At 52.1% G+C, this 24,265-nt stretch carries 19 protein-coding genes; 10 read left to right on the top strand and 9 right to left on the bottom strand.

The annotated features are described in order from the left end of the window. The first annotated feature begins 157 nt into the window (after positions 1-157). Positions 158-1,003 carry a hypothetical protein gene (locus NKF26_RS22610; protein WP_253234916.1) on the top strand — a complete coding sequence of 282 codons (846 nt, stop codon included), beginning with the start codon at positions 158-160 and terminating at the stop codon, positions 1,001-1,003. Between the two features lie 992 nt (positions 1,004-1,995). Here the strand turns inward: NKF26_RS22610 and bglX are convergent. Then, the gene (gene bglX, locus NKF26_RS22605) at positions 1,996-4,185 is read right to left on the bottom strand and encodes a beta-glucosidase BglX (RefSeq protein ID WP_253234915.1); all 2,190 of its coding nucleotides are present in this window, start codon (positions 4,183-4,185) and stop codon (positions 1,996-1,998) included. Positions 4,186-4,419: 234 nt separating this feature from the next. On the opposite strand from bglX, the gene NKF26_RS22600 reads away from it, so the two are divergent. Beyond that, the gene (locus tag NKF26_RS22600) at positions 4,420-5,085 is read left to right on the top strand and encodes a sugar phosphate isomerase/epimerase (protein WP_253227382.1); all 666 of its coding nucleotides are present in this window, start codon (positions 4,420-4,422) and stop codon (positions 5,083-5,085) included. A 395-nt stretch (positions 5,086-5,480) separates the two neighbouring features. Here NKF26_RS22600 and NKF26_RS22595 read toward each other — a convergent pair whose 3' ends face one another. Then, a complete protein-coding gene (locus NKF26_RS22595; protein WP_256487805.1) occupies positions 5,481-6,368 on the bottom strand; it encodes a glycoside hydrolase family 172 protein in 888 nt (295 codons plus the stop codon). A 402-nt stretch (positions 6,369-6,770) separates the two neighbouring features. Between NKF26_RS22595 and NKF26_RS22590 the strand changes: the two genes are divergently transcribed. The 6 genes from NKF26_RS22590 (at position 6,771) to NKF26_RS22565 (ending at position 12,960) form a co-directional block, all read left to right on the top strand. After that, entirely contained in the window at positions 6,771-7,082 is a 312-nt protein-coding gene (locus tag NKF26_RS22590; RefSeq protein WP_253227380.1) for a hypothetical protein, read from the top strand. Positions 7,083-7,158: 76 nt separating this feature from the next. Next, a complete protein-coding gene (locus NKF26_RS22585; RefSeq protein WP_253227379.1) occupies positions 7,159-8,685 on the top strand; it encodes a sulfatase in 1,527 nt (508 codons plus the stop codon). A 105-nt stretch (positions 8,686-8,790) separates the two neighbouring features. Beyond that, on the top strand, positions 8,791-9,534 hold the full coding sequence (locus tag NKF26_RS22580; protein ID WP_253227378.1) for a ThuA domain-containing protein: 744 nt from the start codon (positions 8,791-8,793) through the stop codon (positions 9,532-9,534). A gap of 152 nt (positions 9,535-9,686) precedes the next feature. Continuing rightward, on the top strand, positions 9,687-10,415 hold the full coding sequence (locus NKF26_RS22575) for a TIM barrel protein (protein ID WP_253234913.1): 729 nt from the start codon (positions 9,687-9,689) through the stop codon (positions 10,413-10,415). Positions 10,416-10,666: 251 nt separating this feature from the next. Beyond that, positions 10,667-12,052 carry a glucoamylase family protein gene (locus NKF26_RS22570; RefSeq protein ID WP_253227376.1) on the top strand — a complete coding sequence of 462 codons (1,386 nt, stop codon included), beginning with the start codon at positions 10,667-10,669 and terminating at the stop codon, positions 12,050-12,052. A 677-nt stretch (positions 12,053-12,729) separates the two neighbouring features. Next, complete coding sequence (locus NKF26_RS22565; RefSeq protein ID WP_253234912.1) at positions 12,730-12,960, top strand: hypothetical protein; 231 nt, start codon at positions 12,730-12,732, stop codon at positions 12,958-12,960. Between the two features lie 216 nt (positions 12,961-13,176). Here NKF26_RS22565 and NKF26_RS22560 read toward each other — a convergent pair whose 3' ends face one another. The 7 genes from NKF26_RS22560 to NKF26_RS22530 form a co-directional block, all read right to left on the bottom strand. Then, positions 13,177-14,139 (bottom strand): oligopeptide/dipeptide ABC transporter ATP-binding protein, encoded by a 963-nt coding sequence (locus NKF26_RS22560; RefSeq protein WP_342766334.1) that lies wholly within the window; start codon positions 14,137-14,139, stop codon positions 13,177-13,179. Between the two features lie 137 nt (positions 14,140-14,276). Further along, entirely contained in the window at positions 14,277-15,335 is a 1,059-nt protein-coding gene (locus NKF26_RS22555) for an ABC transporter ATP-binding protein (protein WP_253227373.1), read from the bottom strand. Next, entirely contained in the window at positions 15,335-16,366 is a 1,032-nt protein-coding gene (locus NKF26_RS22550) for an ABC transporter permease subunit (RefSeq protein ID WP_253227372.1), read from the bottom strand. Before NKF26_RS22550 ends, NKF26_RS22555 begins: the two co-directional genes overlap by 1 nt. Further along, on the bottom strand, positions 16,353-17,369 hold the full coding sequence (locus tag NKF26_RS22545; protein WP_253227371.1) for an ABC transporter permease: 1,017 nt from the start codon (positions 17,367-17,369) through the stop codon (positions 16,353-16,355). Before NKF26_RS22545 ends, NKF26_RS22550 begins: the two co-directional genes overlap by 14 nt. A 273-nt stretch (positions 17,370-17,642) precedes the next feature. Then, positions 17,643-19,421 (bottom strand): ABC transporter substrate-binding protein, encoded by a 1,779-nt coding sequence (locus tag NKF26_RS22540; protein WP_253227370.1) that lies wholly within the window; start codon positions 19,419-19,421, stop codon positions 17,643-17,645. Between the two features lie 139 nt (positions 19,422-19,560). Then, entirely contained in the window at positions 19,561-20,664 is a 1,104-nt protein-coding gene (locus NKF26_RS22535; RefSeq protein WP_253227369.1) for a Gfo/Idh/MocA family protein, read from the bottom strand. Then, positions 20,661-21,482 (bottom strand): sugar phosphate isomerase/epimerase, encoded by an 822-nt coding sequence (locus NKF26_RS22530; RefSeq protein WP_253227368.1) that lies wholly within the window; start codon positions 21,480-21,482, stop codon positions 20,661-20,663. The genes NKF26_RS22535 and NKF26_RS22530 overlap by 4 nt, the downstream gene beginning before the upstream one ends. Positions 21,483-21,671: 189 nt before the next feature. Between NKF26_RS22530 and NKF26_RS22525 the strand changes: the two genes are divergently transcribed. Next, positions 21,672-22,793 (top strand): Gfo/Idh/MocA family protein, encoded by a 1,122-nt coding sequence (locus NKF26_RS22525; protein ID WP_253227367.1) that lies wholly within the window; start codon positions 21,672-21,674, stop codon positions 22,791-22,793. Positions 22,794-22,962: 169 nt separating this feature from the next. After that, complete coding sequence (locus tag NKF26_RS22520) at positions 22,963-23,727, top strand: sugar phosphate isomerase/epimerase (RefSeq protein WP_253227366.1); 765 nt, start codon at positions 22,963-22,965, stop codon at positions 23,725-23,727. Positions 23,728-24,265 lie beyond the last annotated feature (538 nt).

The raw sequence follows: 24,265 nt of genomic DNA, 5'->3' as shown, positions 1-24,265 counted from the left end.
CGGCAGCACGCATCTGGCTAATTCACTACGGAATCTATGACCCCGACACGCAGGGGCTTTCCCAAGTTGCAAACCAATTGGAAGAGCTATCGCCCCAGGATTTGGGCCTCCAACCATTGGGTGAGCGTCGATGAAGACACCGAATTTCGGAGGTGAGATGTCAATCGGATTGTCACCCGACGAAGTTGACGAGAGCGCGGTCTCGGACGACGACTTTGCCGCCGCGATGGGAATGGACATGGCAGAGCCGAACACAGGTATGACCAAACAGGAGGTCCCCAGCCGGGAAACGATGTGGACGGTAATCCAGCAACAGGCCGAGCAAATCGACGCCCTTGAACAGCGTGTTGCTGACCTCGAAACGGCCACCGAAAAGGCGAGTACGGCACGGACGGATCTCGCCGCAAACGCACACGAGGCGAACGAGAACGCAAAGACTGCGCGGGAGATATCGAAAGCGGCCACGGCGAAGGTGAACCAACTCGAAGCTGAGATCGAAGACGATAGCGAATCGTCGAACATCGCTGGCCTGCCGGGTGACGTCGATCCGGCCACATCTCCGCTGGATTTGTACGCGAATTGCTCGCCCTACCAGGTGAAAAAGCGGCTCGTCGACGAGACAAACAAAAAGAACTCGTGGCGTGCAGTGACGGCCGCCCGACGATGGGACGAATTCGCCACACGGCGGAAAGACGGTTCGGGCGTCTTCTGGACGCGTGCAGATTTGAAGCAAGCGATCACCGCCATCGATGGTGAGAAACCGCACGGCACGACGATTACTCGCGTGTGGGACGCACTCGTCGAGCTTGGTGGCTCGGACGTGACGGTCAAAGAGCGCCGTGTGAGTCAGCGACAAGAGAAAATCACGATCGTGGCGATGGACATGGATACAGTTGAAGGGCTGAATGAAATGCGGTACCACGAGTTCGATCTTCTCGACAATGGCGCAGTCACGGGTGGCGTCACACCCGTTGTGACCGGACGTGACGGTAGTGGGGTGTGAGAACGGCGCGAAAACAAAACACGGTTGATACGTTGGACGAGACGTGACGTGTAGACTGCCTCTGGTTGCGGCTTGGGGTGGTTCCTCACGTCTCCAACGCCTCTTATTCGAGTCACAACTAAGAAAGAAGCACAATTTATTCAGATGTGGTGTAACTGTATGTTACAGCTTCCTCGTGGTTTCGGTCTCGTATCTGATCACAACGACTGTGACTCATCATTTTCATGTCTATTTATTTTGCATGCAGTCCCGGCATCACGGCGATCTTCGCTAGTGCGGTATTTTCACTGTCTGTATCGTTTGTATGCGGGTGGAAGCGTATGTAGATGGTTAGACCGACTGAAATCGTGCATTTTAGGTCCACTATTACTGGCGGAGTCTCATCTTTACAACTTCGAAAGGGGAATCGATGCATATCTTGGTATAAAGAAGTAACTACGATCTTCTCTCCTTGTCCGATTATTAAATAGCTTACTATCTCGGGGGCTTTCCATTTTCTCCCATTACAAATATAGTCCTGTAATTCCTGTCCTGATCCTTGTTATTAATTCACTATCATGGGAAATCTTCACTTACCTTGTTGACAGTTATGGTAGACATCATCCTTGATTTAAGATCCCTGGTGATCTCTTCACGAAGGTTCCGACGATAGTGAATGCTCTTTCCTATACTTCCACTGCTGAACCGAAATGAATTGACCTTTGTTATCGAACTAGCGATTCACGTGAATGACATTCGATTAGCACTCCGAACGACAGTAGCAAGACCAGTGTCACATTGAAAGGCTAATCTCGAGGAAATCAACCTTCGATGAGACGTATTCACTATCGCTGAAAATATCGATTTTGGCCGCAAAGCAGCTCATTGTGAATCGGTGATGATCCCGAGATACACTGTATTCGTAGTCTCTTCGTTGAGACCAATCAGATTCCAGTCCGAGGGAGAAACTTGATCTCAAACGGACCCAAATCTAGTCGAACCAGAAACCGTGCTCACGCTCGAAGTTCAAAAGAATCAGTCAGCCGAATGTCATCGGACGCATGCCCGATCATCACGTCGAACTCGCCCGGTTCTGCAGCGAAGACTTCATCAGCGGTCCAGAAAGCGAGATCGTCGCTTTCTATCTCGAATGTTACTTCGCGGCGCTCGCCAGGTTCGAGTTCTAGCTTTCGGAACCGTTTCAACTCCTTGACTGGACGGGCGCGGCTGCCAACGAGATCATGTATATAGACCTGAACAACTTCCGTTCCTACGACATCTCCAATATTTTCGACGGTCAAGCCTATCGAAAGCGGTTCATTCATCTTGATAGTCAATGCACCGAGTTCGAGATCAGCGTATTCGAAGGTCGTGTAGCTAAGCCCGTGACCGAACGCATACAGCGGGTCGTTCGGAATGTCGAGATAAGACGTCCCCCAGCCAGCTTCTGCGCGGTGTTGCGGTCGACCGGTCGGTAGATGATTGTAGTGGATCGGTACTTGGCCAACCGTCTGCGGGAAGCTCATCGGAAGCCGACCCGATGGTTGATGGTTGCCAAAGAGCACGTCTGCGATAGCATCGCCAGCTTCCGTTCCGAGGAACCACGTTTCCAGAATCGCAGGAACGTTCTCGCTTAGCCAGGGGAGAGCGAGTGGGCGTCCGTTCATAAGTACGGCAACCACGGGTGTTCCTGTTGCCTGCAGCGCTTCGAGGAGTTCTTGTTGCTCACCCGGGAGATCGATGTCAGATCTGCTCGAAGCTTCGCCTGAAAGTTCATATGACTCACCGACTGCGACCACCGCTACATCTGTCTCCTCTACGGTCTCGATGGCTTCTTCTCGGAGAGTTGCCGATACCATACCGGAACGGTCGCATCCCTGCGCATATCGCACCTCAGCATTATCGACTGTCCCCTCGATACCGTCCAGGACGCTCACGGCGTCTTCTGGTCGACCGCAACCGCGCCAGTCACCGAGTACGTCGTCCGCGCTGTCAGCAAGTGCACCGACGACGGCAATTGAATCGACATCGTCCAAGGGGAGCACATCACGTTCATTCTTCATGAGTACGATGGACTTTCGAGCAACATCACGGACGATTTCTCGATGAGTCTCATTCAGGACGGTCTCCTTTCGGCGCTCGTCGTCGAAGTAACGATACGGGTCCTCGAAGAGGCCAAGACGGTACTTGGAACGAAGGACACGACGCACGGCGTCATCGACCAACGCCTCATCGATAGTTCCGTCTTCAACGAGGTTGACGAGTTCATTTGTGTAGATATGGCCGACCATGTCCATATCGGATCCTGCTTCGATAGCGAGTTCAGCGGCGTCACGCTCATCGCCAGCCACTCCGTGATAGATGAATTCGCGGAACGAATTCCAGTCGGAAACGACGAATCCGTCGAACGCCCATTCGTCTTTGAGCACATCTCTGACGAGACGTTTGCTTGCACCCGCAGGAATCCCTTCGAATACGGTGAACGCATTCATTACCGTGCCGACGCCCTCAGTTACCGCGGCTTCGAACGGTGGTAAATGGATGTCACGGAGCGTACTCTCAGAGATATCGACCGTGTTGTATTCTCGTCCAGCCTTGACCTCACCGTAGGCAGCGTAGTGCTTCGCGCAAGCGAGGACAGTGTCTGCGGCAGTGAGGTCGTCACCCTGGAACCCACGGACCCGTGCCGCCGCAAGTTCACCCGCAAGATAAGGGTCCTCGCCGCTCGTTTCCATCGATCGTCCCCATCGGGCGTCTCTCGCCACGTCAACCGGTGGACCAAATGTCCAGTGAATTCCCGACGCTGAGGCTTCGGCGGCGGCGACGTTAGCACTCGCACGAACGGCGTCAGGGTCCCAACTCGCGGCTTCGCCGAGGGGGATTGGCGAGAGTGTTCGGAAACCGTGGATGACGTCGTAACCGAACAATAGCGGAACGCCATGTTCGGTCTCCTCTACAGCGATACGCTGGTAACGTTCACGGTTCTCGAGGCCGTCCGCGTTCAACACGGAGCCGACCTTCCCGTTTCTGATTTCATCTTCGAGATCGACATCCTCAACGGCTGGCCCTGTCTGTTCGGAGCCGTTGAGTTGATTCAGCTGCCCGACCTTCTCTTTTAACGTCAATCTTGCTAGCAAACCATCTATCTCGTTTTCGAAAGGTATCTCTTCTTCTGGATCCTCAGAATCTTGATTAGCGGCCATCTTCGGTAAACAATACGATACAGGACCACAGGTTCAATGTTTTGGTTCCCCTGTGATCGTTAATGAAAATCTCACAGTATAGTTGTCTATTAGTAGTCTGCTCTTTAGCATTGATGCCAGAAATCACGACCAAAAGACTATACATTATGTGTTAGAGTACACCATATGGCAAACAATGGGATACAGTTGTACGTACTACGTGAGCACGAGTCGTCTCTCCCGAAGCTAATTCGAATGGTATCGGACGCTGGCTTCACTGGTGTCGAATTCGCCTTTCGACTCTCGGACGCCGACCAAGACGCAGTTCGAGACGTGCTCAACGAAACAGGAACCGAGGTTGCAGGAGCCCATGTTCCTATCGAATGGCTAGAGACTGACTTCGACGAGACGATGGACCGCTATCAGAGACTTGGTTGTGAAACCGTCGTCATTCCGTCGATTGATGACTCGTACTTCGAGTCTAAATCGACCGTCGCAAACGCTGCCGACCGCTTGATGCAATTGGCCAAGCGGATCGACGACCGAGGCATGCAGTTTTGTTATCATAATCATGCCCACGAATTCGTTCGCCTCGAGGACCAATGGGCGTTCGACGAACTCGTCGCGGCAACTGACGAATCGGTTTCGTTCCAACTCGATCTCCCTGCAGCCCTGTACGCCGGTGCTGATCCGGTCGCACTTCTCCATCGGGTCGGCGATCGGACGCAGACGGTTCACTTCTACGACCGGGACATAGACACGAAAGCATCCGTCTCGTTCGGTGACGGTGACGTCGATCTCTCGGGATGCATTGCAGCAGCAAGGGAGGTCGACGTAGAATGGGTATTATACGAGGGTGATTACGAGAAGGACACACTCCAGGGCGCAGCATCGACGATTTCAGAGCTGATCGCCGACTGAAAGACGGGTGCTTTCCCGCTCTCGAAATATGCTGTGACCACATCCTACGCGATCACTTCCCATGAGTGCTCGCTCGAGGCATAGATTTCATCCATAATCAGGATTGTTTTCATGGAGAACTCACTGGGGGGATTGTCTGTTCGTTTTTTCCTGAGTGCGGTGATCCAGTGGTACGAGGGGTGTACGCAGTCCCGGACGACTGGAGATCAGATGTCCATTCGAGACGATGTTTCCTGAACTCGTGGGGCTCGGCCGATGCTGTTAGCTCGGAGGACCACGAATCGTAAGTCGATTGCTTGTAGTCGAATCGATATGGATCTGCCACCCACAGCCAACAATGATTGCATTCATTGGGATAACCAATGTGTTCGGTCGCGACATCGGAAGTTTATGGCTCAGCGAGGTCGACGTTCACGTCGTTCCGGAATATCAGGGAACGGAGCATGTGGTTCTCGCTGATACCAGTAGGCGACCGACGCGATATCGTCGGAGCGTTCAAACAATTCCGAGCCATCATGGCCGATGTCCTGAATGGTCACTCGGATATCCTCGTGAAATCGAATGGGGTCGGGAATGTGCCAGCGGTATAGTCCATGTCGTGGCGGTCGACCACGTTCATCGTCGTACAACGGGTATCCGAGAAAAGCTGTCGAGTACGTTTGTGCGTCGGCATACGTAGACGAACCGGGATTCCAGAAACACCATGCACCACCGACGTAATCTTCCGCCCCGCTCCCACAGATGGTCGGAAACTTGTCGTCACCATCGAGGTAGAACTTCACCTCGCCCTCACCCCACCAATGCTCGCCGAGTGCAGTCCACGCTAAGTATGTGCCGACGTAGTGGCCCTCACCTTCGACCCCATCGAGGATGGTGACGTCCTCTCCAAGTGAAACCGGGTTCTGACGCCGCCATTGACTGTGAAAGTACGCAACATCATCGGACATCGACGGCACTTCCGAGTAATCGAATTGGTAGAAAAACACTACGTCGTCGGGGTGGTCGGATTCGATAGTCACCCTGGCATGCTCACGAAACGGCATCGGTAAGTAGCTGTTGAAGCCACCACTCGGTGCGACGATGATCGGCATGGAATCGACGGTGCATCGCTTCCCATGACCATTACAGAAGAAGTCTCCAAGCGGGACTTCGACCGATGGATCGGGTTCGTCGTCCCAATACATTCGAAGGACGAGGTTCCGCAGAGGGTAATCATTCGAGGGAGTCTCTTCGGCCGTAGTTATCCAGATGTGTTTGATGATTCCTGGTCCGTCGGTATCCATTAGTTCGACTGTCTCACCGCTCCCGACGGTTATCGATGGTCGTCCTTTCCGACTAGGTCCTAATTTACTTGCATCCTGTCCTCCCTCTCCGACTTTGCCGTCCGGGTTTTCTGCGGTGATAGAACGGCTGTCCTCGTTGCTGAGCTCCGTAAGTGAAGCAAGTCCAAAGGTCGAACGCATATCAATCCTGTATTTGCTTGATTACCCCTTAATCCTATGCAACCCAAAACGAATTTCAGTAATGCTTCTGAATAAATGGAACCTCCATTGGATTTGTTATTGGCTTGGATGAAATATACGTCTATGAAGCGCGGACTCGTAGTACTATAAGATACCAACCGTTCCGAAGAACTCCTCGAAGAAGCCGGTGAGTACGCGAACGCAACCGGTACCGAACTCCGGTTGCTTTCGCTCATCTCCAAAAAGGAGTATGAAGACGATGCGCTGTCCTCGATTGGGGATCTCGAAAACGTCACGTACAATGACACTGTCGTCCTCGCTGGAGTCAAACAAAAAACTGAGAAGATAGCTGCGACGGTATTCGAGGACCGAATGGTCGACTATGAGCGCACTGTGATGGTCGCAGAAGATGACGAACACGCCGAATGTACGCTCGAAGTAGCTGAAAAACACGGATGTGACCACATCTTTGGAGACACGGTTCAGCGGCCGATTCTCAGCTTTGATGGGTTCGTCACTGACTCGATTATGTAACGTTGTGTCCACACAGCTGCAATTGTCGTAGTAAATGCACCGTAACACTCATTTAACTCCTACCGAATAGGACGATATGCGAATTCTGTACATTGACTGCGACTCGCTACGCCCGGATCATCTCGGCTGCTATGGGTATCATCGCAATACGTCTCCGAATATCGACAAGCTCGCCGAAAACGGCTGCCGGTTCACGAACTATTACGCCTCGGACGTTCCCTGTCTTCCATCACGGACGGCATTGTTCACCGGCCGGTTCGGTATCCATACCGGTGTCGTCAACCACGGGGGTATCGCCGCCGACATCCGGCAACAAGGAGTCGGTCGCCAAGAGGGGAACAGAGGAACGTATCGGTCGTTCCCGACCACGCTCCGCCAAGAGGACTTCCACACCGCGTTCATCAGTCCGTTTCCACAACGTCACGCTGCCTGGCATGTCGTGGATGGGTTCGACGAGTGGTGGGATACGAAAGGTAGCGGTCACGAGCGCGCTGACGAGGTCTACTCGTATGCCGAGGATTGGTTGCAAAAGCACTCAACTGACGAAGACTGGTTCCTTCACGTCAATTTTTGGGACCCTCATACCAACTACGACACACCGATGGAGTATGGACGCCCCTTCGCGGACGATCCTGCTCCCCAATGGCTTACTGAAGAACGGATCGCCGCACAGAGGGAGAGCTACGGTCCACACAGCGCCCAGGATCTTCATCATGAATACATAAACGGTTCAGACGTGCTCGATCTACCTCGTACACCCGACGAAATTTACGACCGGGAAGCGTTCAAACAGTGGATTGACGGGTACGACACAGGAATCAGATACATGGACGACTATATCGGTAAACTTCTCGACCTGCTTGCCGACGATGATGTGCTTGAGGAGACGCTTATCATCGTCTCGGCTGACCACGGTGAGAACCAAGGGGAACTCAACGTCTACGGTGACCATCAGTTGGCGGACGAGTGTGCATGCCGCATCCCCCTAATCATAAGTGGACCGGGTGTAAAATCGGGGGTCGACGAAGGACTCCACTACAACGTTGATTTTGCTCCCACGGTGACAGAACTTGCTGGGGGAGAGATACCGGAGGGTTGGGATGGGCGCTCGTTTGCCGATACGCTCACAGCAGGCAACGACACTGGCCGTGACTTTTTGGTCTTGAGTCAGGGAACGTGGACGTGTCAACGAGCAGTTCGATGGGATGATTGGCTCCTCGTACAGACGTACCATGACGGGTGGCACGAAATCGAATCTCTACTACTGTTCAATGTCGACGAAGACCCACACGAAACGACCAACTTAGTTGACGAACACCCGACGGTGGCCGAGCAGGGTCTCTCATTGCTCCAGCGGTGGCATACAACGCGGATGATGGAGAATGCGACTGGTGATAATGGTGGTATAGCTGGTACGCCGCGTGCACTCACCGACCCATTACTAGAGGTCATCCGTGAAGAATTACCGTTTTACCAGCGAGGAAACAGGGAGACGTACGTAATGCGCCTCCGCGAAACGGGTCGCGAGGAGCACGCAGAGACAGTCGAGCGCGAGACTGGCGTCCTTGAGCGGACTGACAAACTATTCCCGGAAAGGATATGACTCCAATACGGACTCCACCAAACGGACGCTGACTCCATATTTCGGATTCGTTTCCTTCCTGAGAAGGGGTAGACTTATTTTGTCGGTCGATGCACGAGACTACATATGACGACAGTTACTGTCTGGAACGAGTACGTCCACGAACGAGACCACGACGAAGTATCCGAGCTATATCCCGACGGCATTCACGGAGCGATTGCAGACGCTCTCGAGAAACGTGGGTTCGAAACGAGAACGGCCACGCTCGATGATCCAGACCACGGACTCACCGAGGAGGTTCTTGCGGAGACGGACGTCTTGACCTGGTGGGGGCATGCTGCCCACGATAAAGTGGAAGATGAAATAGTTGGACGGGTGAAACGCCATGTTCTCGATGGCATGGGGTTACTCGTTCTTCACTCGGCGCACTACTCGAAGATCTTTCGCGCATTAATGGGGACGTCTTGTGGTCTGAAATGGCGCGAGGCGGCCGAGACGGAGCGATTATGGGTCACCAACCCTGCCCATCCGATAGCCGACGGGATTGACGACTATTTCGAGGTGCCGGACGCAGAGATGTATGGCGAACACTTCGACATTCCCGAACCGGATTCGCTCGTATTCACCTCATGGTTCGAAGGTGGCGAGGTATTCCGCTCTGGCTGCTGTTACTTCCGAGGTACGGGGCGCATCTTTTACTTTCGGCCGGGTCACGAAACCTACCCAGTGTACCACCAAAACGAAATCCAGCAGGTCCTAGCAAACGCCTGCGAATGGGCCGCTCGACCCGAAGACGGGTCCGAAGTCGTTCGCGGCAACCACGAACCCATTGAAGACATCGATACTAGCGACACGCGGTCAGTCCACTGATCGGATAGCGGCTCAACAACGACTTTTTGACACAACGGTGAGAAACCGTGCCAACCCGATAACGCTCTGCTCGGTATATCATCATTCGTCATCGCTCAATTACTCAACGGTGGAATCCAAAGAACGATAGTCCCCCATATTCATCATTAACCGTGACTCGAACTGCAATAAATTTGTACACCGTTCGTGATCTAGATGAGCCTCTACTGGATGTCTTAGATCGAATCGCTGATGCCGGATACGACGGAGTCCAATTCGCTGGATTCGGCGAGCCAACGGTTGCTGAGGTGTTGGATAAACTTGAGGAAACCGGCCTTACTCCAGTCAGCGGCGCCCACGTTGGACTCGAGGATTTACAACGAAATCTCGAAGAAACACGAGCCACTTTTCAGGAACGACTCGGTTGTGATTCCGCGGTTCTCTCTTATCTCGATGAGAGTTATTTCGCGGACTCCGAAACCACCGATGAGACTATATCCATGGTCCATCGTCTCTCGGAGAAAGTCGAAGACAGTGGATGGCGTCTCCATTATCACAACCATGACCAGGAGTTCGTCGACCTCGGTGATGAGACGGGCCTCGACCGCCTGCTTCGTGTTGCGACCGACGTCGGACTTGAGCTCGACGTCGGATGGGCGCTCACTGGTGGAGAGGATCCAGTCACGTTGCTCGAACGGTACGACGACCGTATCGAGATGGTTCACATGAAGGATATGGCTGACGGTGAGTTCTGCGAAATTGGTGAGGGCAACGTGGATATGCAGGCGTGCGCGGATACTGCTCGTGACGTCGGCGCGACGTGGCTTATTTACGAACACGATCAACCATCCGATCCTGCCGCGTCTCTCTATCACGGAGCAGCGTACCTAAACGACCTCTAATTTTCCACACGCGTCCTGGCACCTGGGATCGAGGTACGATTGGAGTCGGTCTCTGTCAGTTTCGTCCCCCTCTGTTTGTTAGGACGCTACCAAGTACCATCATGGGTGTTGGCTTGTCGGACCGTTCGTTCGCGGAATCTGTTTAGGGCTCGCTCAATTCAATCAATAATTGTTCATAAATTTTAATATCGAAACAATACTCATAATTATTGGTGCGCAAACCTATGACAAGTAGCCAGTTCACTAGCCACATGCGTAGAAAATTCCTCCAGACTATCGGCCTAACAGGTATCACGGCAGCGGCGGGGGTCAGTACGGTGACGGCTGACGGAACGGAGGATGAAAAAACGGTTGGACGAGCGTCTTCGGGAACAAACCACCGTGAGAATCGGCTTCGCGGTATCGCCCGTCGTCACTACCGTTTCTTCGAGAAATTCACATCTGACCGCGGGCTTCCAGACGACACTGTCGACGTCAGCGGAGATACGGTGACACGGTCATACCGTACTTCCCCGTCGAACATCGCAATGTATCTCACGAGTACTATCGGCGCAGCAGAAATCGGTGTCGTCTCCGATCACGAAGCTCAGTGGCGAATCCGGACCGTCGTGGAAACGCTCGAATCGCTTGAAAAGTGGAATGGACTATTCTTACGATGGTACGACATTCGGACCGGACGACCGTGGATGGAAACACATAGCGGGACGAAGTACGTCTCCACCGTCGACAACGGTCATCTAACAGCTGCACTGGTCGTAATTGGACAGAGGTATGACGGCGAACTTGCCGACCGTGCGCAGGCCCTTGTGGCGGCCCAGGACTACGCGCCGTTCCACCACCCGGATAATGGCCAACTGCGTGGTGGATACGACTTCGAGTCCGGGTTGACCGATTGGACCTACGGGATGGTTAACAGTGAGCCTCGCGTCGCCAGCTACTGTGCCATCGGCAAAGGCGACATCCCGGATACACATTGGTGGCGACCTAACCGAACGTTCGAGCCGGAAGATGATTGGACACAACAAACCGCACAGGGGGAATTTCAAACATACGACGGGGTTGAGGTGTTCGAGGGTCATTACACATATAATGGGACAAAATACGTTCCGAGCTGGGGTGGTGCCCAGTTCGAAGCACTGATGCCCTCATTGTTTATAAAAGAGCAAGAGTTGGGAACGGAAGGATTTGGGAAGAACAATGCCCACTGGACCCGGGTGCAGATCGAGTTCGCCGAGGACCAAAATTGGCCTATTTGGGGGCTTTCACCCTGCGGAACGCCAAACGGATATGGTGCATTTGGGGTCCCGGACCAAGGTGCTTGGAAAGATCACTATACTCCTGGTCCGATCGTCACACCCCACGCGACGTTCCTGGCGCTAGATTACGCTCCCCATGCAGCCCTCGAAAACGTGAGGCAACTTCGGAAGATGGGAATCGACGGAAAGTACGGATTCTACGACTCTGTGAACGCAGAAACGGGTGAACTCACGAAGAAATTCTATTCCCTTGATCAGGGTATGTCGATCACGGCTATCGCAAACCATCTCTCTAATGGTTCCATCCGCAATTACTTCCACGACAGTGAGATCGGCGAACGTCCAGAACACCTCCTTGAACGGGAGACCTTTACAATTTAACGAAAGGTCACAGCACAAATCGAATTCTCCAGTTTTGGAACCCGACTGTGATCATCCTCTAAGACCCGGTGTGCGATCGACCTCGCCGAAACACTCGTTAAATCTATTTCTTCGCTCCCTACCGATGCGGTTGAGACGATCGATTGGCGAACACACCATCGATGATCGTGGTATCTGCTGAAAGAGTTATTATTCCATGATGTAATCCCAACATTCATATCTTCCCTCTGGGTACCACCAGACATGAACCACGCTGAAAACAGGATATGGAGCGTTATTATAGGAATAATATCTGTTCTAGACCAAAATGGTCGTTTCCGGGAGCATGACATCTAGCTCAACTCGTGCGAGCGGGGACAAAGACGCAACAGGATTAGAACCGTTCCTCAATACGATCTGCCCATATTCGTGGATTTTAGCTATTGCGTTTGGTCTCAATTTCCTTTTTGCGTTCTTCTCATTGTTGAGCCTCGCGTTCCTCCCGTCTTCCGCCCCTAGCTATCCTATCGCCCTCTTCACAATCCTTCTCAACGGAATAGTGGTCGTCATCCTCGCACCGATGCTTTATCTTTGCCGTCGTCACAATTTTTACTAATCCAATTCTGACGATCACAGAGACCCGCAATATGGAAGATCTTATGGGAAAAATAATGTATGTGGGAGTAATATCGTTTTGTATGGCTACCACAGGTAGAGAGAGTGGACCGTTCGATGTTGTAATTGAGATAGTATCGGCAGCTCGCCGATCACTCCTAGTCGCAATGGCGGCGTTCGGCCTTCTACTAATATTCATCGGAATGATCATTCTCAATGGCATCTATGCCGGGTTGTTCGGCATTTGGGGTACACTATTGATTTTGGTTGCGGTCATTGGAATTGCGGGTCTAGAGCTCCTCAAACGCCTCTAATGTGTCCTCCTCAGTCATCAACCCCCTCGATAAAGAACTGACACCCTCCCCCCACGGATAATTACTTCTGGCGATGTTCGTGAGTAGCGGAAATCGAACTCCAGCAATGCAAATCTGGTCCTATAGTACGTGGCTAGAATGGGGCCACGAATTCGATCGGTCGAATCGGAATCGGGTTTCAATTCCAGCGGTAATCGGATGATGCTAATCGCGCGGTCAGAAGTCCAACTCCTCTTGCACTCGTCTATCGGTGCCGTCTAGCTCTCGACTATGCCAATATTCGTGAGTCGAATCCTGCCGGAAACACGCTGCTTTCTGTCCTTCTCCTGTGACATCGAACATTGACGGCGTCTCCTTCTTACAAGCTTCGCGAGCGACGGGGCAGCGGGTGTGGAATCGGCAGCCCGACGGTGGATCGATTGGATCCGGGATGTCGATCGAACGAACCGGTGTTTCGATCATTCGTCCCTCGTCATCTGAGTGGAGCTGCGGCGTTGCCCACTTCAAGACTTTCGTGTACGGATGTTGCGGATCTTTGATGATCTGCTCCGCTGGACCGATTTCCACCAATTCTCCGAGGTACATAATACCGATACGTCCGCCTGCCTTCTCTGCGAGATAGCGGGCGTTTGCAAGATCGTGGCTGATGAACAGGAATGATGTCTCGAAACGTTCCCTGAGGTCCAGCATGAGTTCCATCATATCCACTCGGAGCGAAACGTCGAGCGCAGACACAGCTTCATCCCCAAGCACCAGATCCGGGTTCATCAACAGCGATCGAATCAGTGCGACACGCTGCTGTTCGCCACCCGAGAGCTGGTGTGGATAGCGGAACGCATAGTCCTCGACGGGCTGAACGCCTACCGTCTCGAGCAGCTCGAATACACGGGCTTGCCGATCCTCTTTCGAGAGATTCGGATGCCACTTTCGGAGGGGAGCGCTCAGCGTGGCAATGACCTTCTGATTTGGGTTCAACGCACTTCCGGGATCTTGATGAACCATCTGAAGCGATCGACGGATTTCGCTAAATTCTATTTCGACGTCACCCTTCCCTTCCTTTGCATCCCAGATGTCCTGTTCACGATAGGAAACTGACCCGTCTGTCGGGCGTTGGACGCCAATCGCCGTTCGTCCGAGCGTCGTTTTCCCACAGCCGCTTTCACCGACCAGAACGACCACGTCCCCGGAATGGATATCCAGGGAAACCCCGTCGACTGCACGAACGGGTTCCGGTTCTGATCCGAAGCTGAACAAACTACTCGACTCTTCGAAGTGGACCTCGACGTTGTCGAGCGAAACGACCGGCTCCGATGTACTCATTGGTTCACCCCCAAATCCAGCGTAATCTCATCGCGTGCTGTTTCAGGATGGAAGCAGGCAGCGAGATGCTCGTCATGTTTTCCTTCGATGCCCAGCATCTCTGGATTCTGGTTCGTGCATTTTTCCGTCGCAAGCGGACACCGCGGATGGTACGAACACCCCTCGGGCGTGTTTACGGGATCTGGGCTTCGACCTTCGATCGCAGCCATTTCGTCGAGCGGACCTTCCAAGTAGGGAACTGCTTTCAACAGAGCACGGGAGTACGGGTGTGCTGGGTTCGTCGTCATGACGTTCGTCTCACCCACTTCGACGAGATCGAACGCATACATTACACCCAGCCGGTCAGAGAGGTCCGCAACTAACGAAAAGTCGTGTGTGATAAACACGATCGTCAGGTCGTACTTCTTCTGGAGTTTCTCGATAAGAGAGATGATTGAGCGCTGCATGAGGAGGTCGAGTGCGGCGGTTGGTTCGTCCATAACGAGAATGTTTGGCTCAAGCAGTAGCGCTAGTGCGATGAGGGCACGTTGATTCATCCCGCCACTGAGCTCGTGTGGGTAGGCGTCGAGAATTCGATCGGGATCCAAGTAGAGATCGGATAACAAATCGTGAGCGTGAGCCATTCCCTCTCGAACATTCTTGTTGTGTGCCTGCAACGTTTCTCTGAAGTGGCCGCGGATCGTGAGCGTCGGATTGAACGAGCTCATTGCGCCCTGAAACACCATCGCAATCTCTTCCCAGAGGATGTTTGAGAGTTGCTTTTGTGTTGCCGAAACGAGATTAATCGGTTCGCCGTCTGGTGGATGGTAGATGACTTCGCCGGTTAGCTCACCTGGCTCCTCTACCACGTTTAACATTGCCGCTGCAAGCATGGATTTGCCGCTGCCACTTTCCCCGACGATTCCGAGTGTCTCGTGTCGCTGAAGATCGAGCGAAACGTCGTCTAGAACCCTTGCATCGCCTCTGTCCATCGAGAACGTAACTGATGCGTTCCGGATCTCGAGGACAGTATCTGTGCGACCAGCGCGACTTTGTCGTGGTGTTGTTCGTGACATTAGTAGTTCGACTCCATTAGCGTCGGTGAATCGTTATCGGTCGAGTTCTTGTCCGTCTTGCTATTGTTCTCGTGGCGAGCTCTGACACGGGGGTTGAACAGTCTGTCGCAACCCTGAGCGAACATCACGAGCCCGAACGAAAGCAGCATCACGGCCAGCATAGGGGCGAGCAACCAGTGGGCCCCCTTCCATGAGTATATCGCACCAGACTCGGTGTAGGCGTTATTCAGCATGGTTCCCCAATTCAAGTTCGTGAACGGGAGGACGCCAAGGAAAGACAATCCCATATACGCAAAGATCATCCCTTTCATGGAGTTAACGAGATTGATCAGTACGTATGGCATGATGTTCGGCAATAAATCGTTTTTCAGGATATAACTGGTATCGAGTCCCATGATCCGTGATGCTTCTACATAGTCTGCCTCCCGCAGCGAGAGCATCTCCGATCTGATCGCACGTGCGAGACCAGCCCATCCCGTAAGTGAGAGAGTGAGTCCGATGACAATTGGACTCTCCGGCTTCACGATCCAAATCAAGATAAGGAGCAAGGGGAGCCCAGGCAGCATCATCAGCGTGTCGCTCATGAACATGATGACGGTGTCGAGTTTACCCCCTTTGTATCCTGCGACCAATCCCAGGAACGTTCCGACGACGATCACCCAGAGCCCACCGGAGAGCATGATCTCCAGCATAACCGGCGTCGCGTGAACCACCTGTGCGAAGATCCCACGACCAAGTTTATCGGCTCCGAGCGGGAACGCCATCGTTTGGAACGGAGGCAGCAAACGTCCTGCCTGGTTCGGTTTGGGATTGCGTACCACGGCAACCCCTAACGTTCCCAGGAGGAGATAGAACACGATAATGAGGAACCCAATTCGAGCCCGGAAGTCATCCCATATGATGGAAAATGGCATGACGACGAACTCTTCAAACGCCCGCTGAGCGCGGTCAGTTCGCGTCAACGAATATTCAGAGACGGCCCCAAACGGGCTATCTTCAGGGGTAGAACCGTTATCGTTAGTACGACTCACGACCCTCACCTCCCGTTTCGATCCGTGGATCGACCATTCCGTACGTAATGTCGGCGATGAAAATCCCGGTGACTGTCGCTACCGTCACGAGAATGAACGACCCCATCATCAGCGGATAATCCCTTGACATCGTTGCCTTGAACATAATATAGCCTATTCCCTGGTATCCAAATATCTGCTCGAGGATGATTGACCCACCGAAGATGCTCGCGATACCCATCATGATTCCAGTATACATTGGAAGGATCGCGTTGCGCGCCACGTATCGGAGTGCGATTCGATGTTGTGGCAGGGCCCTGATACGAGCGGCTCGAATGTAGTCTGACCCGAGCTCGCTAATCGCGTTGCTTCGCAACCCGAGCGCCGTCCCACCGAAACTGACGAATACCATCGAGAGAACCGGTAGCACCGCGTGATACACCACACTCTTCATGAACGGGATGTTGAAGCCGGGTTCCAGTCCGGATGCGTATGCCCCGTTCGTTGGGAAGATTCCCCACATGAATCCCAGAACGTACACGAGGACGATTGCCAACATATAGTACGGGATTGACCCGGCTATGAGCGTGTATGACGTCACTCCAACGTCAAACTTTCCACCCTCTTTATACGCCATTAGCCCGCCGACGACGACCCCGATAGTAAGACCGAGGAACAATGTTACGGTAGAGAGGAACAATGTCCACGGCATCGCTCGCCAAATTACGTGCGAGACCGGTTCCCCAAACCACACGGACGTTCCGAAATCGCCGTGCAGCGCAGAGGTCATATAGTTGATGTACTGAACGTACAACGGCTGATCGGGATACACGTTCGTGTATGCAGCGGCGAGGTGGTTGATTTGTTCCACCGACATCGACGTCTGGCTCTGCATAAGCTTGTTCTTGATGTACGTTTCTGGTCCGCCTGGAAGCATTCGGATTAAGAAAAACGAGAGACTCACTGCCAGGTAAACCGTGGCGAGTGCATACGTCGCTCGTTTAACGAGGTATCTCAGATTCATATGTTGTACTTGGGTGCTACCGATTTCCGTTTCGCATCTGCTCGAGGCATCGATGTTTCACACCGAGGACCCGTGTTCTCATCACTCAACATCCGATAGATGGAACCAATATAGGATTCATAATAAATGTTTGGTCTTGATTATTCCAAAGGAAGTATCTATACTTGCTGAGGATTAATTAACAAAAGCTCTGACTCTTTCTTCGATTCTTCTCTTCGAACGGTGAAAGTCGAAAAGAATAGCTGCTACAATGCGCGTTCCGTACGTATTATTCTATTTTACTGCTTTCAATTTCCCTTGTCGTGGAAGCCAATTGAACAAGCCGCCGTAGTACGTCATGGCGTCATCGTCTTTCGAGGGATATTCCCAACCGTCAGTATCGTACCATGCTTGGTCGAGTTTTTCCTGAACTGGGAGGCACGGAAGGTTGTAGTTGTACAACCACGCCAGTTGACTTATGAGGTCTTTTTCTGTGGACTTATCGACCTTCTTCTCGAGTTTGGCGAGCAACTCGTTCGGGTCAACGGTTTGTAGCTTCCCGTTGGGCTTTCCAACTGGTGGGGCTTTGAACGTGTCCGGAGGACTAATCGCGCCTTGCACCCCCGGATCTTCGTACACTAGACGATACGTGTAATACGGATACGCGATACCGGCAGCCCACCCGTAGGTGGCAACTCGGAAGTTACCATTCGGCCAAAGGGTGCTGAGGTAAGAGCTGCTGTCGGTTGTTTTCACCTGCGATTCGATTCCGAAGTCGTTTAGCTCTGAAACCATCGTCTGAACGGATGCGGTGAAGTCACTCCAACCAGCAGGTGTGTTAATCGGGAGCGAAAACTTCTGACCATCAGGTTGGTGCCACTTGCCGCCCTTCTTTGTGAATCCCTCCTTTTTCAGGAGAGTGGATGCTTTTCCAGTATTTTTTTGGTACTTGTTCATTTTCCCAGCTAAGTCCCCGACCCATCGATCTTGAGTGGCGTTGGTGATACCGTTCGGGATGTTAACCGGATGTTTGGTCGCATCGGAGTTCTTGGCAATCGTCTTCCGGTCGAATAGGTACGCGATCGCTTGCCGAACGTTTCGGTTTTTCAACACGGGATCATCGTGATTGAACCAAAGGCCCATTCCCCAGTTTGCGGGGAAATTTTTGTGCTTGACGGACTTGGGGAATGTATTACCGACGGCATTTTCGACGAATGCCTTTGTGCCATCGATATTTTGGGTCTTCATGGCTCCCCAGATCTTCTGATTACCGCCGCCCATCTGGATGAACTCTACCGTGGAAAAGTTGATATTATCCGCATCCGGGTGTTTCTCATATTTCTTCAGTGTGATTTTTCCAGGGTTTATCTGGTCAGGTTGCCAAGGGCCGTGTCCGTACGGTTCATCAATCGTCGCACTTGCCAGCTTTTGACGTACTTTCTGTAGTTCGTCCTCTGACGACGCCTGATCGTACTGCTTGACGTAATCCTTGTACAAGGAATATTTGACGTTGAGGCTCTGCGGGAGTATTGTCTGCTTGAGGATATTCCCGTTTGTCGGCTTTTTCAGTGTAATCTCGACGGTCGATTTATCCTTCTCCTTGACCTCGCCGATAGTATCGAGCGAACCGTTCATCAGGAACCCGAGCTTCAACGAGGACGCAACGTCTTTCGAATCGACTTTTGACCCATCCCACCATGTCAATCCATCACGGATGTTTAGCTCCATCGCGCCCTTCGTAATCGACCAGTCCGTGATCAAATAAGGGTAGTACTCCCCGGTGAAGTCATTTTGTGCGACAAATGGGTCCCAAATGTATCCGGTGATGGCACCCTGGAACTCTTTGAAGTTATACTGATTGTAGTGCTTTCGAGCGAGATTTCCGCTTCCCGCAGTCGTGGTCCATGACGCGTTGACCGTGGATCCGTCACCTGTACCGGACCCGCTTTTTTTATTTCCAGCGTCATTCTTGCTTTGGCTACCTGAACAGCCAGCGAGACTTGCGATACCGGCGATTCCGGCGGCGCGAAGCATCTGCCGTCTAGTCTTGGGAGTAGGCTCTATGATTGGCATGGTCTGCCTTGCCGCAACAACAAATTCCCATAATAAATAATTTGTGCTATTGTTCCAATTATAGACATGAATATGAATATAGAGATTAGATGTCTATATTCTGTTGGTTATTTGTAGACTCGGACAGCCGTTAAGGCTTCTAGAGTTCGACCCGCTGGCCAGATTCGTCACTTTGTTGAATCGCGGAGATGACACGCTGAACTGCCGCTCCATCCGCGAAGTCGGGACTGAACGCCCGATTCTCGGCAATGGCGGTAAGGAACTTTTCATGCTCATGAACGAATGTGTGTTCCCACCCGATGACGTGGCCCGGAGGCCACCAGACGTCTCCATAGGGATCATCGTCATCAGTGATGAGCACGGTTTGGAAGCCCCGATTATCCCCGGTATGGACTTCGAGTTCGTTGAGCCGAGCGAGGTTGAACTTCACTGCACCATCCGTGCCGTGAACCTCGAAGTTGTTATTGTTCGTTTCTCCGTGAGCCTGCCGACTTGCTTGTAGCACACCCATCGCACCGTTATCGAAGTCGACTTGCGCTGAGTACGCATCGTCAACGTCGACTTCGCGGGTCTCACCATCATCACCCCACTCAAATGGACGTTCGGTCGTAAAGGTGCGTGTGTGACCGCTCACGGTCACGATGTCACCGACCAGGTAGCGTGCGAGGTCGATAGTGTGGGAACCGAGATCTCCAAGTGCCCCCGCACCCGCATGTTCTTTCGAAAGTCGCCAGGACCAGCCGGCCGTTTCGTCGGTGAGAAACCCATTGACGTATCGTCCGTGAAAGTGACGGATCTCGCCAAGTTCACCCGCTTCGATGAGTCGCTTTGCATACCGGATAGCCGGGACGAAGCGATAATTGAAGCCGATCCCCGCTACGGCATTCGAGGCATCCGCCGTTGCCGCCATCCTCTCGGCGTCATCACGAGTTGATGCGAGGGGCTTCTCACAGAGGACATGGATATCTCTTTCCAACGCGGCGATTGAGGGCTCAGCGTGGAGATGATTTGGACCGAGGTTCAACAGGACATCGATCTCATCGAGAGCTTCCTCCCAGTCGTCAGTAATTCGGGTGAAGTCGTACCGCTCTGCTGCCTCGGCAAGCGACTTCTCGTGTCGACCGACGAGGATGTGGCGGTCAGTGGATGGCGCGTCTGGGAAAAAGAGGGGCAACCGGTCAAGTGCATTGGTGTGAGCTTTCCCCATGAACCCGTATCCGAGCATGCCGATTCGAAGTGTCATTCAGTGTTACCTTCGGTCATACTCACGAGGTCGTTCATTTTCGGGGCTGTTTCTCGCATCGAAACTTCGGCGTCTTCGGGGTACTCGTGCTCATAGATGAGCCATTCAACGTCTGCATCAACGGCTGCTTCAACGACCTCTTCGACGTTGAGATCTCCCTCACCAAGCTGAACGGATTCGCTCGTCTCGTAAACCATATCCTTGAGGTGGATTAGAGGGACACGATCGGCATACGTTCGAATGACTTCGGCTGGATCAGCGCCAGCGGTGCCGACCCAACCGACATCGAACTCGAACTGTACACGGTCATCTAGGTGATCGACCAGCACCTCGAACGCCGTCCGTCCCTCCGCATCATCGAACGTGATGAACTCGTGGTCATGATTATGATAACAGAGCGTAAGTCCGTACTCGGCGAGTCCATCGGAACATTCGTTAAGCAGTGCCGCAGTGTCCTTCGTCGCTTGGGGGGACGCATAGTACGTTTCGTCGAGCCAACCAAGGACGACGCGGTCGCAATCCAGCGTTCGACATGCCGAGAGAAGTCCTTCTTCTGGAGAGCGGATTTGATCCAATCCGGTCATGATGCTCGTGACGCCGAGCCCCGTTTCGTCGAGTGCTTTCGTCGACCCATCGTCGACGGATTCGATACCGAGTTCGATTCCACTATACTCTGCGTCGCCCACACGGGTAATAGTACGACCAGTGTCGTCATCGAGATGGCCGATCATCCCCATAATTATGGCTGTTTGAACCATGCACCTACCATTCTGTGCTCCGCATTTAACGCTTCTGTCCCTGTGAAATGATGATCGCAACCTCTCGAAGTGTAGCAGTTTGAGACTTTGGCGAAGGAATGAGGTCGAAGGGTAAAATTGAACACCTTTTCTTCTCCATCAGAATATAAAATCTCTCAGATATTCAAATAGAAATCAAACTGGAGTCTGGCGTTGAAAGTAAGAAAGATTATATCGATCGGGTCAAAAACGAATATCTGAAGGTCAATCATGAAGGATTACAGCGTTGCGTTTATTGGCACAGGAAAACCCCCAGAAAGCTCGAACGCGACTGGATTCGCCATGGCGTATAAACACGCAGAATCGTACAACCGTATCGATGGATGCAAACTGACAGCGTGTGCTGACATCGTCCGTGAGAACGCGATTGGGTTCGCCGAGGAAGTCGGTATCGCCACCGACAACGTCTTCGAAGATTACAACGAAATGCTCTCTGCAGTCGAGCCGGATATCGTCAGCATTTGCGTACCACCGGCAGTTCATGCGGACATCACCTTCGATTGTATCGAAAGCGAGATTCCACAGGCTATTCACTGCGAGAAACCGATGGCGGACACGTGGAAAGATTGTCGCCAAATGGTCTCGAAAGCTAACGAGTACGACATTCAACTCACGTTCAATCATCAACGGCGATTCGGTACGCCATTCGTCAAGGCAAAGGAATTGCTCGATGCTGGCGAGATCGGTGCACTCAAACGAGTTGAGTTCTCCTCACCTAATCTGTTTGACTATGGAACGCATTCGTTTGATCTCAGTAACTTTTATGCTGAAGAATCCGACCCCGAGTGGGTGATCGGGCAGATCGATTACCGAGAAGAAAACGTCCTCTTCGGGGCCCATAACGAGAATCAAGGTGTCGTCCAATGGCAGTATGAAAGCGGCGTCCAGGGTCTAGCCACCACAGGAATCGGAAATGGGAACGCAATCAATAGTCACAATCGACTCGTCGGTACTGAAGGCGTTATAGAAATCGGTGTCGGCTTTCCGACGGATGACACTGGCCCCATGCTTCGAATGCGACGGAATGGGAAATCATCATGGGAAGAATTTGATGTGAACAATGAGGACGTTCATGGTCGCCGAGACGCCGAAGATTGGAAAGGTCAAACTGTACTTACGCGCGCACTGGCAAACGTCGTCGAAAGTATCGATGGGAAGCAAGTCCCTCTCCTCTCTGGGGAAAATGCCCTCCGAGCAACCGAACTAATCTTCGGTGCGTGGCAATCGGCTCGACGACGTGGACGGATCGACTTCCCTCTCAACATCGACGATAACCCTCTCACCTCTATGATCAAATCCGGCGACCTACAGCCAAAACCGGTGGACGAATAATCGATTAGCGTTCCAAAATTGGCAGACAGATTTCAATAATCTAAAATTCATCCATAAAATCGAAGATCATACGAAACTCATCGGGTCCAAAATTGCAAATTGATCGGATGACGATTTCGATGCAACGCACCAGAAAACCTAATTACTTGCCAATAAACAAACTAACTAGATGGTTAAAACCGCAATACAACTATACACGTTACGGAAATTTGATGTAAAAGAATCGACCAAAGTAAGAATAGCGTCGGAGACGGACGTCGATGGCGTCGAAATGGAATATTACGGGCCCCCCTCGGATGCGACATTAGCGGCGCTTGACGAAACTGGTCTTGAAGTAGCTGGTTTGTCGGCAGGACTCGACGATTTTCAACACTCATTAGATGAACTGGTAACTACCTGCAAAGCGTTCGATTGTGAGACTATCATCCTTGGTTACCTAGACGAAAAGCATTTCAGATCAGTACAAGCGACTCACCGGACAGCGAACCTACTTAATTCCCTAGCGGACACAGTTAACGAGCAGGGCCTCCGATTTCTCTACCACACCAATCGTCACGAGTTTACTTCCTCTGATGGTCGCACTCACTTCGATATCTTAGCTGATGAAACCGATGATGGCGTCGAGTTTGAACTCGACCTCGGTTGGATTGGTGTCACCGGAACGAATCCACACTCGGTACTCGAAGACTTTGGCCATCGTACTGCCTCTGTCCACCTCAAAGATATGCGCTTCGAAGAAGAGAAGTTTGTCAACCTGGGCGATGGTGATCTCAATGTTCGGGAAACTGCCCAGGCAGCTATCGATGTGGGAGTTGAATGGCTGGTCTACGAACACGAAGACCCTGTAGATCCGGTCGAATCTGTTGTCGCTGGCGCTTCGAAACTATCCCTGTTCAAGAAAAACGGACTGACCGCAGATTCTTTTTCATCCTAAATCTGACGGATCTCCTTATTTGAGCACTTACGAGCGTACCTTGCTTGAACGAAGCAGTAGCGAACTGGTGTCGCCAACCGTTTCGAAGGGGTTGACAACGAGAGTGGCTCGGAAAGTAAAAGGATAAACGGTCATAGCTTCTCATCAAATAAAACCCATGAACAATCCATGCAAAATATTATTCAGACAAAAAATCAATGCAACTTATGTGGTGAATTATCCCATATTTTGACACCTAACATTCGAGAATAACTGAGGGTTCATCTTGCCCTAGTTACTGTTGGTTGAGAATATTCACTACTGGTGAATCCTTCTCCCGCTCATTCCATGGTTGAGGTGTTTATACTATTCGTATTCAAGTGTCCACCGCGTCAGAGACCCAGATTTTCGGCAGTAGTAGATGGCCATTTTCATTGAGAACCAGATATCTATGTACAACAAATTCAAAGAAACGAGAGACTGCATGGACCTCAAATCAAGAAGGGGACAAATTTGAGCCTTTTACATCATCTATATATCTATGAAAATATTTGTTAAG

It is taken from the genome of Haladaptatus sp. AB618 (genome assembly GCF_024136965.1).
Classification (GTDB): domain Archaea; phylum Halobacteriota; class Halobacteria; order Halobacteriales; family Haladaptataceae; genus Haladaptatus.
This window is presented reverse-complemented; position numbering and strand designations above follow the sequence as displayed.

Bases quoted from the DNA above. Each gene is read 5' to 3' on its own strand.
- bglX (WP_253234915.1), bottom strand. From the start codon at position 4,185: ATGGCCGCTAATCAAGATTCTGAGGATCCAGAAGAAGAGATACCTTTC.
- NKF26_RS22600 (WP_253227382.1), top strand. From the start codon at position 4,420: ATGGTATCGGACGCTGGCTTCACTGGTGTCGAATTCGCCTTTCGACTC.
- NKF26_RS22585 (WP_253227379.1), top strand. From the start codon at position 7,159: ATGCGAATTCTGTACATTGACTGCGACTCGCTACGCCCGGATCATCTC.
- NKF26_RS22610 (WP_253234916.1), top strand. From the start codon at position 158: ATGTCAATCGGATTGTCACCCGACGAAGTTGACGAGAGCGCGGTCTCG.
- NKF26_RS22595 (WP_256487805.1), bottom strand. From the start codon at position 6,368: ATGGATACCGACGGACCAGGAATCATCAAACACATCTGGATAACTACG.
- NKF26_RS22565 (WP_253234912.1), top strand. From the start codon at position 12,730: ATGGCTACCACAGGTAGAGAGAGTGGACCGTTCGATGTTGTAATTGAG.
- NKF26_RS22520 (WP_253227366.1), top strand. From the start codon at position 22,963: ATGGTTAAAACCGCAATACAACTATACACGTTACGGAAATTTGATGTA.
- NKF26_RS22545 (WP_253227371.1), bottom strand. From the start codon at position 17,369: ATGAATCTGAGATACCTCGTTAAACGAGCGACGTATGCACTCGCCACG.
- NKF26_RS22540 (WP_253227370.1), bottom strand. From the start codon at position 19,421: ATGCCAATCATAGAGCCTACTCCCAAGACTAGACGGCAGATGCTTCGC.
- NKF26_RS22525 (WP_253227367.1), top strand. From the start codon at position 21,672: ATGAAGGATTACAGCGTTGCGTTTATTGGCACAGGAAAACCCCCAGAA.
- NKF26_RS22555 (WP_253227373.1), bottom strand. From the start codon at position 15,335: ATGTCACGAACAACACCACGACAAAGTCGCGCTGGTCGCACAGATACT.
- NKF26_RS22570 (WP_253227376.1), top strand. From the start codon at position 10,667: ATGCGTAGAAAATTCCTCCAGACTATCGGCCTAACAGGTATCACGGCA.
- NKF26_RS22580 (WP_253227378.1), top strand. From the start codon at position 8,791: ATGACGACAGTTACTGTCTGGAACGAGTACGTCCACGAACGAGACCAC.
- NKF26_RS22535 (WP_253227369.1), bottom strand. From the start codon at position 20,664: ATGACACTTCGAATCGGCATGCTCGGATACGGGTTCATGGGGAAAGCT.